Here is a 14,745-nt window from a genome sequence, read left to right on the forward strand (position 1 = left end):
GGCTCCGCCACTATCAGTTTGGGCGAGGACGATATGTCATCGGTTGCCGCTGGGCTTGATCAGATCTAGATCGTGGGTGACCGTCACCCAGCCCAATTCCAGAAAAACTTTAGCCGATAAAAGTTCTCGTTAACGTGATTCCGGCTTTCGTGGCAGGAAAACAAAAGCAAAAAACGGCCTCAATGGCCGTTTTTCTCATGAAGCGAATTTCCGAGACTCAGGAGAGCCAGGACTCAACTACATCGCTTCCATACTGAGCCTTCCACTCTTTCAACTGCTTGTGGTTGCCACCTTTGGTCTCAATGATCTCGCCACTTTCTGGATGCTTGTAGCGCTTGACCTGGCGCGCTCGGCGCGGCGCTTTTTCAGTAGCCGCAGGAACAGCTGCGCGGCGATCTGACTGAGGATCCAGGAGGTTGATGACGTCCCGGAGGCTGTATCCATACTCGCCCAGTAGAGCGCGGAGTTTGGTCTCAAATTCGATTTCCTTCTGCAGCTCCGAGCTGCCCTTCAGAGCCTCCAGCTCTGCAAGCTGCGCGGCCAGCTTCTGTTCAAGGGCACGAAACTCTAGAAGACGCGACATTGATACCTCCTCAATACGTGATAAGTAAGTTTAATTTAAAGCATTAAACACAATGCCCCCGAATTCAATCAAGATTAATCGCGTCATCAGCACTGATCCGTACAAACAGCGCTCGTGTGCCCCACTGAACTCTGGTTGTGCATACCCTATCTTGATCACCCGCGCGGCCAACACCGACGAAGGCCTTTCGGTAGATCTCACGAGGTGTCGCAGCACCGGGCTATGCCTGAACACCATCAAGTGTCACGCCAACCTATGGCGAGCCTCTTCCACAAGGTAGATTTCTGCCACATCATCGCTACTTGGCGCGAAAATTTTGCGACGTAACTTCCAACTCCTTTCCCACTGGAAACCAAGGTCGGAAGGTTCAATAGCGACCCTTCTCGACTGAGACATACCTTTATCGTTTGCTAGGACATAATTTGATCGAGCTACTGAAATCAAAGATCGGGCTGCTACACGGTGCAGAGCTCGAAAAATTCGTGAGACAACTGCTGCCGACGGTCTCCAGCGATTACGAGCTCTTGACCGATACACTGAATCACCTGGGCCGAGTCACCCAGGGGCCTGCCGACCTGCATGCCTACAAGCAGTCCAATGGTCGTTACATCGCTGTGCTGTGCTCTGGCCAGATCTCTGGGCTCCAAGCCAAGGTGTTGAGCGACATTGAAAAGCTCAGACGAGAGGACTGCGCGATCCGAGATCGGATAGACCATGTGGTCATCTGTCTATCAATGCCCGGCAGTACTGACGAAGAGATCTATCGCGGAGCATGCGAAAAATACGGATGGTCAACAACCGTGTACGCTCTGGATGGTCTGGCTCAGCTCGCGAACCAAAGCCCGGAACTCACTGATGCCCTGTGCGCTCGGGAACTGTCCGAAATGAGAAAAAAGCTAGCCCTTGAATCGCCTCCGCTGCCAGTGCCCTCATCCGCCCCACCCAAGGAGCGGCTCTACGACTGCGGGAAGCGAGTCGGTACCGTGAGAGCTCGCCTAGGGCTGTCCCCAAGCGAGTTCATTGATCTGATCGACTACGACAGTGAAAAGCGACTGGGCCAGCTGGAATCCGAGACGCTCGACATGAGCCAGTCAGAGATCACCAAGGTTTGCGAAGCAACAGGGGTTTCCGCAGAATGGCTGATACATGCCAAGGGAAGCATGTTCCCGATCGAGAGCATCTCAACCTACCACTGGGCAGAGCTAAAGCAGCTGAATGATGCGAACCCCAAATCGGTGCACATGCTCGTCAATAGCAAGACCCAGCAGTTGGTGATGCTCGCGCATCTGCACGCCAAAAATTGGAAAATCTACTGCATCGCATTCGATCTCAACTTTTCTGGATGGGCTGATGGTCATTTCAACATCCCAGAGATCTACGACATGCTCAAGCAGCTTGATGACGACTACAAACGACGCATCCATGGCCGGGTGATCAGCCCCGAGAGCTTTGCCGATATCCTCTCAGGTGACACTCATCCAGCACCTTTCCTCAAAAAGACCAATAATGCATATATGCATTGGTTTGACGACTTCCTTGACTATCGTCACAGGCATTCGGTAGCTGAGAACTATGAAGATTGGTACGGGGAGTGGTTCACAACCGCTCAAGAGTATTTCAGACGTTACGTAGTCGAGAAGGTGGCGTCCACCGCCGTTGAGCACTAAGCCAGTACCTGAGGCACGTGGGATCCGGGAAAGGTTGGCCATGACGTCTAGAACTGGAGAATGGCCAGTCAGGTTTCACAGAGGCTAGGACAGCGCTTACCTGTGCCGACGTGCTAGTCGTTGCCCGCCTCGGCGGGCATTCTTTTTTCAGCAATATAACCAGCACAGAACCCACGGGCTATTCCCCCACTGCTTAGTGAAGCAATATCAAAATGAACAAGAGTATTTTCGTTAATAGCAATGTACCAATCTACCCAAGATGGATCTGCAAGGTTGCTCAAGCGCTATAAATCCACGTTAGCCAAGCGATACATGGCATCCCGACCAAGGAGGATGTACCATTGGCAGCCTAATTAGACTTCTAATATCTGGCTCATTACCGACCAAATCGATGCCATCAGATCAATTAGCAGAAAGTCTAACGAAATTTTAGTATACACCAACTTAACAGCAAGGATTAGGGATAGATGCTCAGGCCACCCTCCAAAAAAGAAGAAGTACATTTCGACAACATCGATTACTACCTCACTCAATGCCTGCAAAAATGCAGGGAATCCCTGAAGGTGTGTGTTGCCTGGATTTCCTGGGATCGGTACGCGCCGATTTTTAAGAGGCTGGCCGAAAAAGGCGCCACTGTAGAAATCATCTTCAACAACGACCCCAAAAACAGCGGCGCTTCTAGATTACAGGGCATTCCAGGAATAACGCTTTACCCTGTCAATACCCGCCGTAAAAACTCTATAATGCACAATAAATTCTGCATCATTGATGACACCACATTACTAACCGGCAGTTTTAACTGGTCGCGCAACGCTGCAACACACTTCGAAAACATCCTGATTCTCTATAATCATTTTGATGTCATCAAGGAATACAAGCATGAGTTCGAAGATTTAAAGTGGCATTACGATTTTTACTCGATAGCCGAGAACATCGTATGCGGAAGCAAAGAGGAAGGTAGTCGGCATCCTTGTAAGTCCACGGCTTATCACTTGGGAATCCTAGGGGCATCGCGCGGATACAATAACGAGTCGACAGTTACCGTATGGAAGCTTTGCAGAGTATATGGACATGCAAAGCTGATTTCTGAGTCTGAAGAAATTTACTTGAATGACACCCTGTTTTCAGAGAACGAAGACGACCATAACTTTCCCCACACCAAAGACGCCATGTTGCAGTCTTTCGATGGAGAGAGAAGCAGAATGACAAGAGTTTCAAAATATTTTTCGGACAGGCACGAACTCCAGATTGATGCGGTCGGCATAGTCAGCATCATGAATGAACCAGAGCATTTAAAGTATCAAGAGCCGCCGGAACATGGCATTAGGATACTATGGCGCAACATGTACAGTCGCAAAATCATTCCTGACGAATTTTATGATGGCGAGTCTGATGGCGTGGACGAGATAATTGAAAGCACACTCAACTCCAATTATTACGACTAAATTTCAATATGCACCAAATGCCACTAAGCTTAGCCTCCTATCTTAGCGCCTCACCCAGGGCAGTTACATTGACTGCCCTGAGAAAATCGGAGGAAAACTTGCATTTCCTTTATAGCACGCGACTACCGAGACCTTGGACGGCTTGTACGACTAGAGCTTCTACATTGTGGGGAAGCAAGCCATGATCACGAGATTCATATAGAACTTCCTTTGCTCGCTCTCTCGTCAACCCAGGAGAGTCTAGGCTTAGGTTTAATATTGTCCATATTCCTTTTTCTGTCTTACCCACCGCAACTACTGGTAGGTCGTCATCATCCTTATCAAACCCTATATGCACCTCAACCTCATCCAAATAAGGATGCACCACATAAAACTCACAATCCTCATACTTTGCACTCAGAGTTTTAACAGTCGGCAAATCACCCTTATTAGAAAAACCGTTACAATACTCACAGGAAAGTACCAAATTTACGGCCAAAAATGTCCATTCCGGATGAATGGATTTTGGCGCGATATGGTCTCTGTGAATGGTTCGCCGCCCATCTTCCCCCAGGGGTAACATGCACCAAGCACAAAAGCTTTTTTGAATTGTTTTGCCTTGCTTCAAAATCTCATCACGAAATTGTAAAACGGCTTGCGACCTGCCATACCAACGCTTGGGTCGAATCGATACTGCGTATTTATCGAGTTTTGCAATGACACTGGCTGGAATCACAGCATGCGCTGCGAACCTAATCATGCCTCTGCATCCAGAAATGATGAGATTCGTTCGAGGATCACGTTCATTGCAATATTGTCAGGGCCATTGACCCGCTGTAGCCTTTCGTAAATATCAGTCAACTTTGACTGTTCGAGCGGCAATGTACCAGAAATCATCTGTAGGGCATTTCGCAGGTCATCTTCGACATAGATATTTCCAGCGGTTGCGACACCAAAAGCTCGATAAAGGATATTTTCTGGCGATCGTCCGTAGACATCCCCCTCAAACAGTTCAAAGCGGCACCTACGGCTGCTTTCGTCTTTCTGCGCAATCACCAAAGAAGAATTTTTATCATCAAGATCGGATATCATAAAATGCGAATGTGTGGCGATGAGTACATGGACACCCGATATGGATTCCAAGCATTTTTTAGCGTTGGAATGTAGCGCATCTGCCACTCGGGGTGCAGACTTACTTCAGGCTCATCAATTACCACCAAGGAGTCTTCAGCTATTTCAGACAGAAGCCTAGAGTGGGTACCGATCAGTTGTTGCTCTCCAGAGCTCAGCTCTGAGAAAGGATATTCTTCTACATCATTTTTTCGTGAAAAAATTAGCGAAGCGCTTCTGAATGCCCTTAAACGCCTAGCTGCTTCATACCCTTTGCGCCAAGAGCTCAGCTCAAGATCGCTCATACTGGAAAGGTCACATAAATAAGTGACGCCCTCCACAGGATAATCCTTTAACCGCTGCAGAAAATTAAAAGCAACTGTCGTGCCATCAGAGGCCTGCTTAGTTACCCAGCCCGGCCTCTGCATCTCCAGCAAGACATTTTCCACTTCGCGAAAATCTTTAGAAAGCACTCTATCATTAATTGGCGAAATCTTAATCGAAAGCTGGTCGCTATACCCAGCCAGTGACAACCAGCTTTCCAAACTCCGCCTAAATTTCGGCCTTTCATAAATTTTTAGTACACCCTGAATTACTTTTGCTTCCAGTGCACCGGTTGTTGTGAGGTTTGTCGACTGCCTTAAACCTAAATACTTATAGAATGACTTTGGGTCATCTCTAACAAATCGAAATCTATCTACGGGCAAGTGCGAAACCACCGCAGCTTGCTTGGGGAACGGCATACTTCTCAAGTTGCATTCGATATCATTCGCATAACACTTGAATGAAAAGTGCTCGCCTAACTTGATTTGATACTCGACCCCATCGAGCCTATAGGCTATTTTTTTAAATCCTGAAAAGCTTCTCATTTTCCAGGTTTTTTTTTGATCATTACCAAGCCTGAGCTCTGCCAAGTATGTGAAGGCATCCACAATCCGACTTAGCACACGACTTTTACCCGAGCCATTCGGGCCAATAACTACGGAGACCTTGGTTTCACCTTGATCCTTGACGTCGTCAAGCAGCGGGATGTGAAAATCGCTATCTTGGTACTCGCGTAGCAAAAAACCAGTCTTACGCATCCATCTAAATTCCATTTGGGTATGGTGGGCTACTCAATGAGCGCCATCATAGTGCCATACTCCCATCCAGGGCAATCTAATGGGCTGCTCAAGATAGCTGCCCCGCGCCATAAATTCGCGACGTCATAAAGGTTCAGTGTCATAAGGGTATTGGGCGGGGTGAGAAGTCACCCGGATAACCGTTCTCGACTCAAAGACGCTGTTACAGCGGTCTATAGACGTTGCCCTGGCACCGCCCAGACCTGGGTGGTTGTCGTCGCTAATCGCTTGCCCGTTTCATGACCCCGATTTCGCAACGAATAGGAACAACAGGACATCCAATTCGACAACCATTTCTAACTGAGCCTATCCAGAAAGAGCCTTGGAGCTTGTGCGCTCCTGATCGGCTTACGACCACTTTAGAGCCTGGGTTAGTAATGTAGGTAGATCCGGCGGAAACACAACCTCCTGGCACGCTAGCAACTCCTCCTCTGACCACCACCTCACTTCACTGACCACTTCACGCTCTTGGTCACTCCAACCCGTGGCGTCAAGCTGCTGCTCATTTGCATGCACCACGAAGTAATGTTCAACCGCGAGCACACGCTCGCCATCCGGCATCACCCAAGGAAACTCCTTGCGAGCAATGCACTGGCTGACGGACTGAACCTTGAGGCCAGTCTCCTCATGAAGCTCGCGCACTGCCGCTTCCTCAAATGCCTCGCCAGCCCTTAACTTCCCGCCAGGTGTCGCCCAGTAGCGCATGCCTGCCAAGACACCGGTGCGGTACTGGATCTTGAAGAGCAGTAGGCGGTTTGACGGGCTGATTAACAAGACCCGAGCTGCTAAACGATGGCGCAGCATAGTTCCCGCCCCTGCAGGTGGATTGATGTCAGGCGAGCAGGTTATCCAATAACGCCTAAGACCTCGCTGCCTTTCATACGGCGAACCTCCACCACGTATTCGGCGATGTTAGGTACGGCGTAGTCGACCACTAGCTCGACAACTGCCTTGGCTGGGCTGCCGGAAGGTTTCACAGGATAGTCTGGGATTCTGCGGAACACATCGGTACCACGACGGTGAGGAATAGGCCAAGTGTTGCCAGAGTTCATGTGGCACAGCCAAATCTTTTCAGCATACGCAGGGATCAGCGCCGCTGAGTTGAGGGTGAGCACGTCGTGCTCAAGATTCCGATAATCACGTGCGCCAAGCAGACGGTGGAGTCGTTCCTCTTCGACCCAGAAGAAGACTTTCTCGTTGATCAGCTCATACCACTGCTGCGGGGTTGTTCCATCCGTAAGCGCCTGCAGCAAACGCCCTTCGGGCATAGGTTTTTGATCCCGCAGCACGATATTGGACGGGTGCCCTGCCCTCACATCCATCTTCTGATCGCGATGCTCGCTTTCGAAGCGAGCTCGGTCATCCCCCTCAACTTCGAGATGGTCGAGCACGGCAGTGGTGCTCATCAGCCCGTGGGTGCGAATGCTGTCCCAAGCACCGCGCTCCGCCATGTGATACGCGCGCGGGTACATCTCAATCAGCTTTTCCAGATTCATTCGTTACTTCCTACCAGATCGTGCAGTCCAGTTACGTCGGTCGATTAGAGAGCGCAGATCACTAGCCCCTGTGTCACGCGAGAATCGGGTATTGATGAGCGACACAGGCGCTTGTGAAACTCGCTCTAGCTCCTCCACAAACTTGATGGTTTCTGGATCGAGCTGCTCAAAGCGGCGCGCCTGGCTGTTGGTGGATTTGAGGTAATCCGCGAACGTAAGAACGATGTCGGTGGGCGCGTTGAGCGCACACGCCTTGCGGAATTGATCCCATTCGAACCAGCCTACGCGCCGGTTCCGCCGAGTGGTGGAGGTCTTCTCGGCTGCATTCAGTGCCGTGCCGTCTAGACCAGCAAATTCAGCAATCTCGTCGAAGGTCGTACCATGCTTAAGCTCTCCGGAGGTGTGCCCCTGGTCTCCATCAGGATCTCCAACACGAATGGGCATTGGCCGGATAACCATGAGTATTTTTCGGATGCGGCTGGGTGATATCCCAGCCTCGGCAAGGCAACCTGCGACGTTGGTGTCCCTTGAGGTCACATGAGGGTAGTCCCCATGAAATATGCTTAAGCCACTGCCTTGTGTGCCCTCCAGCAATATGGAGTGACCTCTACGGTAGGCCTCTTCCAGCCTATCTGTCGTACACCCATGGTAGTTTCCATCTGTACCTACGTATGGCCGTAATTCCTCGACATCCCTGGCGAGCCTGATCGTCTTCTTGCCTCTGCTAAGAATGCGCCTTGCCGCTGCTGCACCGCTCCCACTGCCCGTGGACGCGATTGTAGAGACCAAATGAGCCCGCTCCGTTTCAAGGTCATCATCTTCGATGATAGTGGCCTGGGGATCGATGAATAGTCGGTCAGGGCCGATATTGCACTCCTTGATCTCCTTCAAGAGCCCCGGCAATCGAATCGTCATCCCAGGGCCCAGCAGAAGCCTCGCACTTACGTCCCGCGACCCTGAGGGAAGATGATGGTAGGTATAAGGGCCAAGAGGGCTAGCGACTGTGTGTCCGGCATTGGGGCCACCGACGCGAACCATTACGTCATATTCACGGGCTAGGTAAGAAACGATGTTGCCTTTGCCCTCGCTCCCATACTGCCCCCCAATGAGTACATCCACGCACCTGATTTCGGGTGGTGTGAAGAGATGCAAGCGAGCGGCGACCCGCACAAGTGTGTCATTGGAGGCAGATCTCTCGGTGTAGATGCGGACGTCTGCATCCGCCTTGAGCAGCTCGATTTCGGCCTGGTCTCTAAGTTGGTTAACCTGGTCGTAAGCCGCTGGATCAGTATGCCCCTGGACACGCTCTGCGTACCGTCTCTGAAGCGTCGGATCGCTTGCATAGAGATGGACATGGATAAGGTTTGCCCCGAAGGTCTTTCGAAACTCCAGCACCTGCGCCAGAGTGTTCAGGTGATCGACCACCAGCGGCGGGCCTTCAACGTCCTTGGCGCATCTCGACTTGGTTTCCTGAAGCATCCAATGCTCATGTTCAGCCCCCTCCAGCTCACGCCGCCGATCAAGCACCGCCGGCTGATCAAGCTGTAGATGCCAGTCAGGATTTTTAGACTCTCGACGATCGCAAACGACGTCGAAGCTATATTCCTTTACCAGCAAATTAGCCAAGCCACTTTTTCCGCTGCAGGTCTTGCCACTGATGACTACTATCTGCCGAGTTTCCATGCGCTACGTCCCCCAGACTTGAATGATCTGATCTGCGATATCGGATGGGGTAAGCCCTTCGGTATCTAGGATTTGGTCGGCCAGGCTCGCCAAAGATCGCGCGCACTGCTCGTTGGGATGTGAAACGTCTGTCTCGTACTGAGGGAGATGATGCGGGTTCCGTGAAGCGTATCTCTGCTTGAGTACGGCTTCTGACGCGACGACGTGTACGTGCTTGACTGCATCTGTGAAACGATTCCTGAACAGCTCCACCTGTCGGGGCTTGCGGACGGCATCAACTAGCCAATTCTCGACGTCGGGTCGAGCCGTGATCGCAGGTATGGCTACAGACTCTATGAGCCAGGAAAAATCAGTCTCTTTGTCTAACGCATCGCCAAGTTCTTGCAAGTTATGGCGATCAAGCATCTGGTATCGGGCAGTAAGCTCCGCACGCAGATAAGCGCCACTGCTGACGGGGAAAAAGCCATAGCGTGCTTGCAGCATTTCAGAGATTGAGGTTTTGCCGCAGGCCATCGGCCCACTAAAAAGAAGTAGTCGCTTCACCGTGATGACGTTCCCTGTCTTGGACATGCAATATCACGGTAAAGCGTAGCTTGGTTCCCCAGAAACACACTTCAATCTAGAAGCTTCAAAAAGGCATGACATTCTCGCGCTGAACCTGCGAAATTGTCTCGTTAATGCCACTGGCCTTGCCATTACCTGAGGCCAAGGCACCCACAAGGCGCAGATTTGCGTCCGGGGAGTCAGAATCTGCACCGCACCGAGTAAGGGGCACCGCTCCGCAAGCGCGGCAGCCAGGAGACTGCTAACGCTCGTCGATCAAATGCGACCACGCTGCCCGATTCTTCACAAGTCGCGATCAGCAAGGGCTGTTGTTAGCCCTGAGCGGAGTTCCAGCAACCCTAGATGCCATAGAAACGTAACCGTGCGGCCAAGTCACCTACCGAACTCCAGCATTAAGGGCGATGGTGTCCGCGTATTTTTAAGCGGACACCATCGCCCTTATCGCTAGGACTTTCATGCGCCAACGAAGCTCTTACCCCAAACCATTCAAAGCCCAGGTCGTCCAGGAATGTCTGCAACCCGGAGCGACGATTTCCAGCGTGGCCATCCATCACGGCATCAACGCTAACGTGATCCGCAAGTGGCTACCTGCTTACCGGGATCAATCGCCTGCAACCTTGCCGGCTTTCGTTCCAGTAAAAGTGGTACCAAGGCGAGCAACAGAAGAGATGGTCACCATCTCGCTGCCTCTGGGTGATAAATCCATCACCGTAAAGTGGCCAGCCTCGGATCCGGACGGCTGCGCGTGTTTTATTCGTGGCCTGGCCCAATGATTCGTGTCGATGCCATCTGGCTCGCCACCGAGCCCATGGACATGCGCGCCGGCACTGAGACCGCGTTGGCCAGAGTGGTCGCGGTGTTCGGTGCGGCGATGCCGCACTGCGCTTACCTCTTTGCCAACCGCCGGGCGAACCGGATGAAAGTCCTGGTGCACGACGGCGTCGGTATCTGGCTGGCGGCGCGGCGCTTGAACCAAGGTAAGTTTCATTGGCCAGGCATCCATCGGGGGACGGAGGTCGAACTCGACCCCGAACAACTTCAGGCACTGGTACTTGGATTGCCCTGGCAACGAGTCGGTGCGGGCGGCGCAATCACATTGCTTTAAACGCTCCTTTCAGCTGTAGCACTCGGGCTGCTTTGGTAAAATCCACGGCATGACTTCCTTGCCCGATCTAGACCAAATGACTCCTGAACAACTGCGCGCACTGGCTGCGCAGTTGATGTCCAAGATCGACACGCAGGACAGAAAGATTCATCGTGATGAGACGATCATCGAGCAACTCACTCACGAAATCGCCATTCTCAAACGCCACAAGTTCGCCAAGCGCAGCGAGCAGATCAGCCCGGCGCAAGGCAGCTTGCTCGATGACCTGCTCAATACCGACCTAGAAGCCATCGAGGCGGAGTTAAGAGCACTTCGTCCTGCACCTGCGCAGACAGAACCACGCCAGCAACCCAAGCGTGCACCGTTACCGCCGCAGTTCCCGCGTACCGTGATCCATCACGAGCCAGACAACACCCAATGCACCTGCGGCTGCCAACTTCAGCGCATCGGCGAAGATGTCAGTGAGAAGCTGGACTACACGCCGGGGGTGTTCACTGTCGAACAGCACGTTCGTGGGAAATGGGCCTGCCGCCAATGCGAAACGCTGATCCAGGCGCCGGTGCCGCCGCAGGTAATCGACAAGGGTATCCCCAAGGCGGGCCTGCTGGCCCACGTGATGGTGGCCAAGTTCGCCGACCACCTGCCGCTGTATCGACAGGAAAAGATCTTCGGTCGTGCCGGTCTAGCCATCCCGCGTTCGACACTGGCGCAGTGGGTGGGCCAAACTGGAGTGCAGCTTCAGCCCCTGGTCGATGCGCTGCGCGAAGTGGTGCTGGCCCAGCGCGTGGTTCACGCCGATGAAACGCCGGTAAAAATGCTGGCGCCCGGCGAGAAGAAAACCCACCGCGCCTATGTCTGGGCCTACAGCACGACGCCGTTTTCGGCACTCAAAGCCGTGGTCTACGACTTCAGCCCCAGCCGTGCCGGCGAACATGCGCGTAACTTCCTGGGCACCTGGAACGGCAAGCTGGTTTGTGACGACTTCGCCGGCTACAAGGCCAGCTTCGAGCTGGGCATCACCGAAATCGGCTGCATGGCCCATGCGCGCCGCAAGTTCTTCGATTTGCATATCGCCAATAAAAGCCAGTTGGCGGAACAGGCTCTTCACTCGATTGGCGGACTGTACGAAGTCGAGCGAAACGCCAAGGAAATGAGCGACGAAGATCGCTGGCGATTACGCCAGGAAACAGCGGTGCCCATCGCCGAAAAACTGCATAAGTGGATGCTGGCCCAACGCGAACTTGTGCCCGAGGGTTCGGCTACGGCCAAGGCTCTGGATTACAGCCTCAAACGCTGGATAGCGCTGACGCGCTACCTGGAAGATGGTGCTGTGCCCATCGACAACAATCAAATCGAGAACCTAATCCGGCCGTGGGCTCTTGGCCGCTCGAATTGGTTGTTCGCAGGCTCGCTACGCAGTGGCAAACGTGCCGCAGCGATCATGAGTTTGATCCAGTCTGCGCGGCTCAATGGGCATGATCCATATGCATACCTGAAGGATGTTCTTACACGCCTGCCGACGCAACGGGCGAGTGAGGTTGATCAGTTGTTGCCACATTGGTGGACGCCTACCTAACCACGTAAGTGGATTTAGGTAGGCGCTATTCCGCTAGCTATAGGATCCGAGACGGATCAGATCCAATCTAGCGTCCAGCGGATTCAGCTTTGGCAGAATCTTATCCGATTACCGAAAGGGTCATAAACCTCCAGAACCTGCCCCCATCCCTGCTGGACAATATCCGGACGACCGTATCCATACCGTTTGCCAAGTAGCTCATCACGAAGCATTTCGATATTTTGCATCGGAACAAATATCGTCGACCCTGGACTGGCATCACCATGATGTTCGGACAAATGGAGCTGTAACCCGTTTCGATTGATCCCTAAATACAGCGGTAGATCCGCTTCGAATCGGTGCTCAAACTCGACGCTGAAGCCCAGAAAATCAATATAAAACTCGCGGGCCTTGGTTTCGTCAAATATTCGCAATATGGGAATTGCTTTGTCGAATGTGACAGCGGGTTGAGGATTTTCATCCGGAAGCATCGCTGATGCTACGTTCCAGTCCTTATAGCCCAGTTGCTGTGCCACCAGTTCGAGTGCAACGGAGTGCGACACTTCCTGATTGCGCTTCTCCAACGAAGCACGCAGGCTCTTGGCCATCTGTTTGGCTTTCTGGATTGAAGACATTATTTCTCCTGGAGTCGAAGCATTTTGGTGCTCGCCTTGCCAAACCTCGACCATCAAGAGAGATACGATGTGGTTTGTAAAAATATGCTTTCACCTTTCCTTTACGGAGCGAGCGGCTGGCAGCATCGGCCAGCCCTGATAATACACAACCACTAATAAAGGCGAAAGTTTGTGCCAGCAGGCCGCGTAAAATCACGCAAGGTGGGTTAACCGGGCGCATACATAGAAACGCCCCATTACCCGGGGCAACGATGGCTGAATTAATCATCATCAGCGCAGTGGCAGGCGCCCTGGCATGTCACCCTCCGAGCCGAAATGAGGACATCCGGGCGCCCTCGACCTCGGCTTGTAAACCAAATTTTTGACGTGTTAACCAATGCGGTTTACACATCAAAAAAGAGGTTTACAGGGGGTGTGAGCGGCGAAGCTCTTCTTGGTGGTGATATTGAAGCGACCGCCCCACGTCCCACGATGAACAGTCCAGACGGTCTGCCTTATAGGCTTTGCCCTCACCGGCCCACGTACACCATCACATGGACATTTTGCGCTCAAACCTGAACATCACCTCGTCCAACCAATGACGGTACGCCGCCGGCGTGGCAGGAATCAACAAGCTCCGCTCTTCCAGCTTCTGCTCAGATCGGAACGGCAACGAAACGCTGTTGGAAGATGAAGCCGGAGGCTCAGCGAAGAGCTTGTGGTCAACCCCAGTCAGGCTGATCTGGAACCACCCACTCTTCCCTTCGCACAGCAGCCCGAACGCAGCTTCAGCGCCTGCTCTGACCCTGGATGGCGATAGGTAATACGAGTCCATGCCGCCTCGCGACGTCGAAGCGTTGGCCAGTGAAATCGACAACCAGCACAAACCACTCTCATGGTGTCGCCACTTCAAGTCCGGAGTATCAATTCCCGTCTGATCGGCGCTATCGAAGTCCTTGTAGCCGCCTTTGATCGAGCCAAGCCCAGCCTGGCACAGCTTGAGAAAAAACGGGTCGTGTTGAGCATGGGCGGCGCGCAACGTGCCGAGGGTTTCAGGCTGAGGCAAGAACGCTACCTCCAGGCGAGCTTCGTGGTCATAGCCACCCCGCCGGCCATTGCCATCTTTCTGCTGCAAGCGCTGTACGAACTCTTGCTCCGATATGGCCTTACGACTCAGAGATAGTTGATTCAGGCCCTGAACGATGCCGTCTGATAGCTCATGCTGATCAGAAAATGTCAGCCGGAACAGGCCGTCGAGATAGTCGGAGACTTCCCGTGAAAACGCTCTCTGGCGCTCTTCCATCTCCACTGTTTCGAGAAAAGCCAGGATAGGCTTGCCGGTCGTCTTCGCTCGCCGAAACTCCTGTTGAGTAACTGACTCACCAGTGTCAGTTTCGTAGCCGAAATTCGCGCCAAGGATAAGTACCACGGCATCAGCTTGGTCGATCTCCGTCATGCACGCATGCTGCGAAGAGTAAGGACGTGCACCGAAGTCCTCGCACATGACTGGCGTGTGCCCCAGCAGTGTGATCGCCTTCCTAGCTGCAGCCCGGTACTGCTCAAACCCTCCGACAACGGAGCTCACGAACACCTTCATAATGATCCCCCAAACGCACGCCAAACTGACGGCCTTAGGGAACTACTGTATGTCCTAACAGCGGTCAGTGCCAAGCACCCGACGGAGCCAATTAGCGTCCGAATTGCGGGTGATAAGCCTTCTCCCACCTGCAGCGAATAGGGCACCAGAAGACGCTGAGCTTCATATTCATTTGGAGGGCAGCCGGGCGCGGGCATAGACGCGAAAACGCGTCGCACGGAACACC

Annotated in this window: 15 protein-coding genes; 5 read left to right on the top strand and 10 right to left on the bottom strand. The window is 52.8% G+C overall.

Features of this window, described 5'->3' with window-relative positions; translation table 11 throughout:
• Positions 1 to 217: 217 nt before the first annotated feature.
• On the bottom strand, positions 218 to 583 hold the full coding sequence (locus FS665_RS10200; protein ID WP_140174212.1) for a histone-like nucleoid-structuring protein, MvaT/MvaU family: 366 nt from the start codon (positions 581 to 583) through the stop codon (positions 218 to 220).
• Between the two features lie 422 nt (positions 584 to 1,005).
• Between FS665_RS10200 and FS665_RS10205 the strand changes: the two genes are divergently transcribed.
• Both FS665_RS10205 and FS665_RS10210 read left to right on the top strand, forming a co-directional pair.
• Entirely contained in the window at positions 1,006 to 2,250 is a 1,245-nt protein-coding gene (locus tag FS665_RS10205) for a helix-turn-helix transcriptional regulator (protein ID WP_145187269.1), read from the top strand.
• Between the two features lie 467 nt (positions 2,251 to 2,717).
• Positions 2,718 to 3,695 (top strand): phospholipase D-like domain-containing protein, encoded by a 978-nt coding sequence (locus FS665_RS10210; RefSeq protein ID WP_140174210.1) that lies wholly within the window; start codon positions 2,718 to 2,720, stop codon positions 3,693 to 3,695.
• 109 nt (positions 3,696 to 3,804) lie between these two features.
• On the opposite strand, the gene FS665_RS10215 is transcribed toward FS665_RS10210, so the two are convergent.
• From FS665_RS10215 to FS665_RS10245, 7 genes are all read right to left on the bottom strand, one after another.
• Positions 3,805 to 4,434: a hypothetical protein gene (locus tag FS665_RS10215; RefSeq protein WP_140174209.1), complete on the bottom strand. Its 630-nt coding sequence runs from the start codon at positions 4,432 to 4,434 to the stop codon at positions 3,805 to 3,807.
• Complete coding sequence (locus FS665_RS10220) at positions 4,431 to 4,766, bottom strand: hypothetical protein (RefSeq protein ID WP_145187272.1); 336 nt, start codon at positions 4,764 to 4,766, stop codon at positions 4,431 to 4,433. The genes FS665_RS10215 and FS665_RS10220 overlap by 4 nt, the downstream gene beginning before the upstream one ends.
• On the bottom strand, positions 4,763 to 5,866 hold the full coding sequence (locus tag FS665_RS10225; protein ID WP_178108323.1) for an AAA family ATPase: 1,104 nt from the start codon (positions 5,864 to 5,866) through the stop codon (positions 4,763 to 4,765). Before FS665_RS10225 ends, FS665_RS10220 begins: the two co-directional genes overlap by 4 nt.
• Positions 5,867 to 6,253: 387 nt before the next feature.
• Positions 6,254 to 6,709: an NUDIX hydrolase gene (locus FS665_RS10230; RefSeq protein ID WP_140174207.1), complete on the bottom strand. Its 456-nt coding sequence runs from the start codon at positions 6,707 to 6,709 to the stop codon at positions 6,254 to 6,256.
• Between the two features lie 41 nt (positions 6,710 to 6,750).
• Entirely contained in the window at positions 6,751 to 7,401 is a 651-nt protein-coding gene (locus FS665_RS10235; RefSeq protein ID WP_145187278.1) for a hypothetical protein, read from the bottom strand.
• 3 nt (positions 7,402 to 7,404) lie between these two features.
• Complete coding sequence (locus FS665_RS10240; protein WP_140174205.1) at positions 7,405 to 9,084, bottom strand: adenylosuccinate synthetase; 1,680 nt, start codon at positions 9,082 to 9,084, stop codon at positions 7,405 to 7,407.
• 3 nt (positions 9,085 to 9,087) lie between these two features.
• Positions 9,088 to 9,654, bottom strand: a complete 567-nt coding sequence (locus FS665_RS10245; protein WP_256675078.1) for an AAA family ATPase — start codon at positions 9,652 to 9,654, stop codon at positions 9,088 to 9,090.
• Between the two features lie 449 nt (positions 9,655 to 10,103).
• On the opposite strand from FS665_RS10245, the gene FS665_RS10250 reads away from it, so the two are divergent.
• The 3 genes from FS665_RS10250 to FS665_RS10260 are packed head-to-tail and all read left to right on the top strand — an operon-like array spanning position 10,104 to position 12,329.
• Entirely contained in the window at positions 10,104 to 10,421 is a 318-nt protein-coding gene (locus tag FS665_RS10250) for a transposase (protein ID WP_145187281.1), read from the top strand.
• Complete coding sequence (tnpB, locus tag FS665_RS23670; protein WP_145187284.1) at positions 10,418 to 10,753, top strand: IS66 family insertion sequence element accessory protein TnpB; 336 nt, start codon at positions 10,418 to 10,420, stop codon at positions 10,751 to 10,753. Before FS665_RS10250 ends, tnpB begins: the two co-directional genes overlap by 4 nt.
• Positions 10,754 to 10,802: 49 nt before the next feature.
• Positions 10,803 to 12,329 carry an IS66 family transposase gene (locus tag FS665_RS10260; RefSeq protein ID WP_145187287.1) on the top strand — a complete coding sequence of 509 codons (1,527 nt, stop codon included), beginning with the start codon at positions 10,803 to 10,805 and terminating at the stop codon, positions 12,327 to 12,329.
• Positions 12,330 to 12,412: 83 nt separating this feature from the next.
• Here the strand turns inward: FS665_RS10260 and FS665_RS10265 are convergent, their stop codons facing one another.
• Positions 12,413 to 12,943 (bottom strand): glyoxalase superfamily protein, encoded by a 531-nt coding sequence (locus FS665_RS10265; RefSeq protein ID WP_145187290.1) that lies wholly within the window; start codon positions 12,941 to 12,943, stop codon positions 12,413 to 12,415.
• A 529-nt stretch (positions 12,944 to 13,472) separates the two neighbouring features.
• On the bottom strand, positions 13,473 to 14,519 hold the full coding sequence (locus FS665_RS10270; RefSeq protein WP_145187293.1) for a DUF4062 domain-containing protein: 1,047 nt from the start codon (positions 14,517 to 14,519) through the stop codon (positions 13,473 to 13,475).
• Between the last annotated feature and the right edge of the window lie 226 nt (positions 14,520 to 14,745).

Origin of the sequence: Pseudomonas sp. URMO17WK12:I11 (assembly GCF_007677725.1) — a bacterium.
Taxonomy (GTDB): domain Bacteria; phylum Pseudomonadota; class Gammaproteobacteria; order Pseudomonadales; family Pseudomonadaceae; genus Aquipseudomonas.

Bases quoted from the DNA above. Each gene is read 5' to 3' on its own strand.
- FS665_RS10200 (WP_140174212.1), bottom strand. From the start codon at position 583: ATGTCGCGTCTTCTAGAGTTTCGTGCCCTTGAACAGAAGCTGGCCGCG.
- FS665_RS10210 (WP_140174210.1), top strand. From the start codon at position 2,718: ATGCTCAGGCCACCCTCCAAAAAAGAAGAAGTACATTTCGACAACATC.
- FS665_RS10215 (WP_140174209.1), bottom strand. From the start codon at position 4,434: ATGATTAGGTTCGCAGCGCATGCTGTGATTCCAGCCAGTGTCATTGCA.
- FS665_RS10220 (WP_145187272.1), bottom strand. From the start codon at position 4,766: ATGATATCCGATCTTGATGATAAAAATTCTTCTTTGGTGATTGCGCAG.
- FS665_RS10225 (WP_178108323.1), bottom strand. From the start codon at position 5,866: ATGCGTAAGACTGGTTTTTTGCTACGCGAGTACCAAGATAGCGATTTT.
- FS665_RS10230 (WP_140174207.1), bottom strand. From the start codon at position 6,709: ATGCTGCGCCATCGTTTAGCAGCTCGGGTCTTGTTAATCAGCCCGTCA.
- FS665_RS10235 (WP_145187278.1), bottom strand. From the start codon at position 7,401: ATGAATCTGGAAAAGCTGATTGAGATGTACCCGCGCGCGTATCACATG.
- FS665_RS10240 (WP_140174205.1), bottom strand. From the start codon at position 9,084: ATGGAAACTCGGCAGATAGTAGTCATCAGTGGCAAGACCTGCAGCGGA.
- FS665_RS10245 (WP_256675078.1), bottom strand. From the start codon at position 9,654: ATGTCCAAGACAGGGAACGTCATCACGGTGAAGCGACTACTTCTTTTT.
- FS665_RS10250 (WP_145187281.1), top strand. From the start codon at position 10,104: ATGCGCCAACGAAGCTCTTACCCCAAACCATTCAAAGCCCAGGTCGTC.
- tnpB (WP_145187284.1), top strand. From the start codon at position 10,418: ATGATTCGTGTCGATGCCATCTGGCTCGCCACCGAGCCCATGGACATG.
- FS665_RS10260 (WP_145187287.1), top strand. From the start codon at position 10,803: ATGACTTCCTTGCCCGATCTAGACCAAATGACTCCTGAACAACTGCGC.
- FS665_RS10265 (WP_145187290.1), bottom strand. From the start codon at position 12,943: ATGTCTTCAATCCAGAAAGCCAAACAGATGGCCAAGAGCCTGCGTGCT.
- FS665_RS10270 (WP_145187293.1), bottom strand. From the start codon at position 14,519: ATGAAGGTGTTCGTGAGCTCCGTTGTCGGAGGGTTTGAGCAGTACCGG.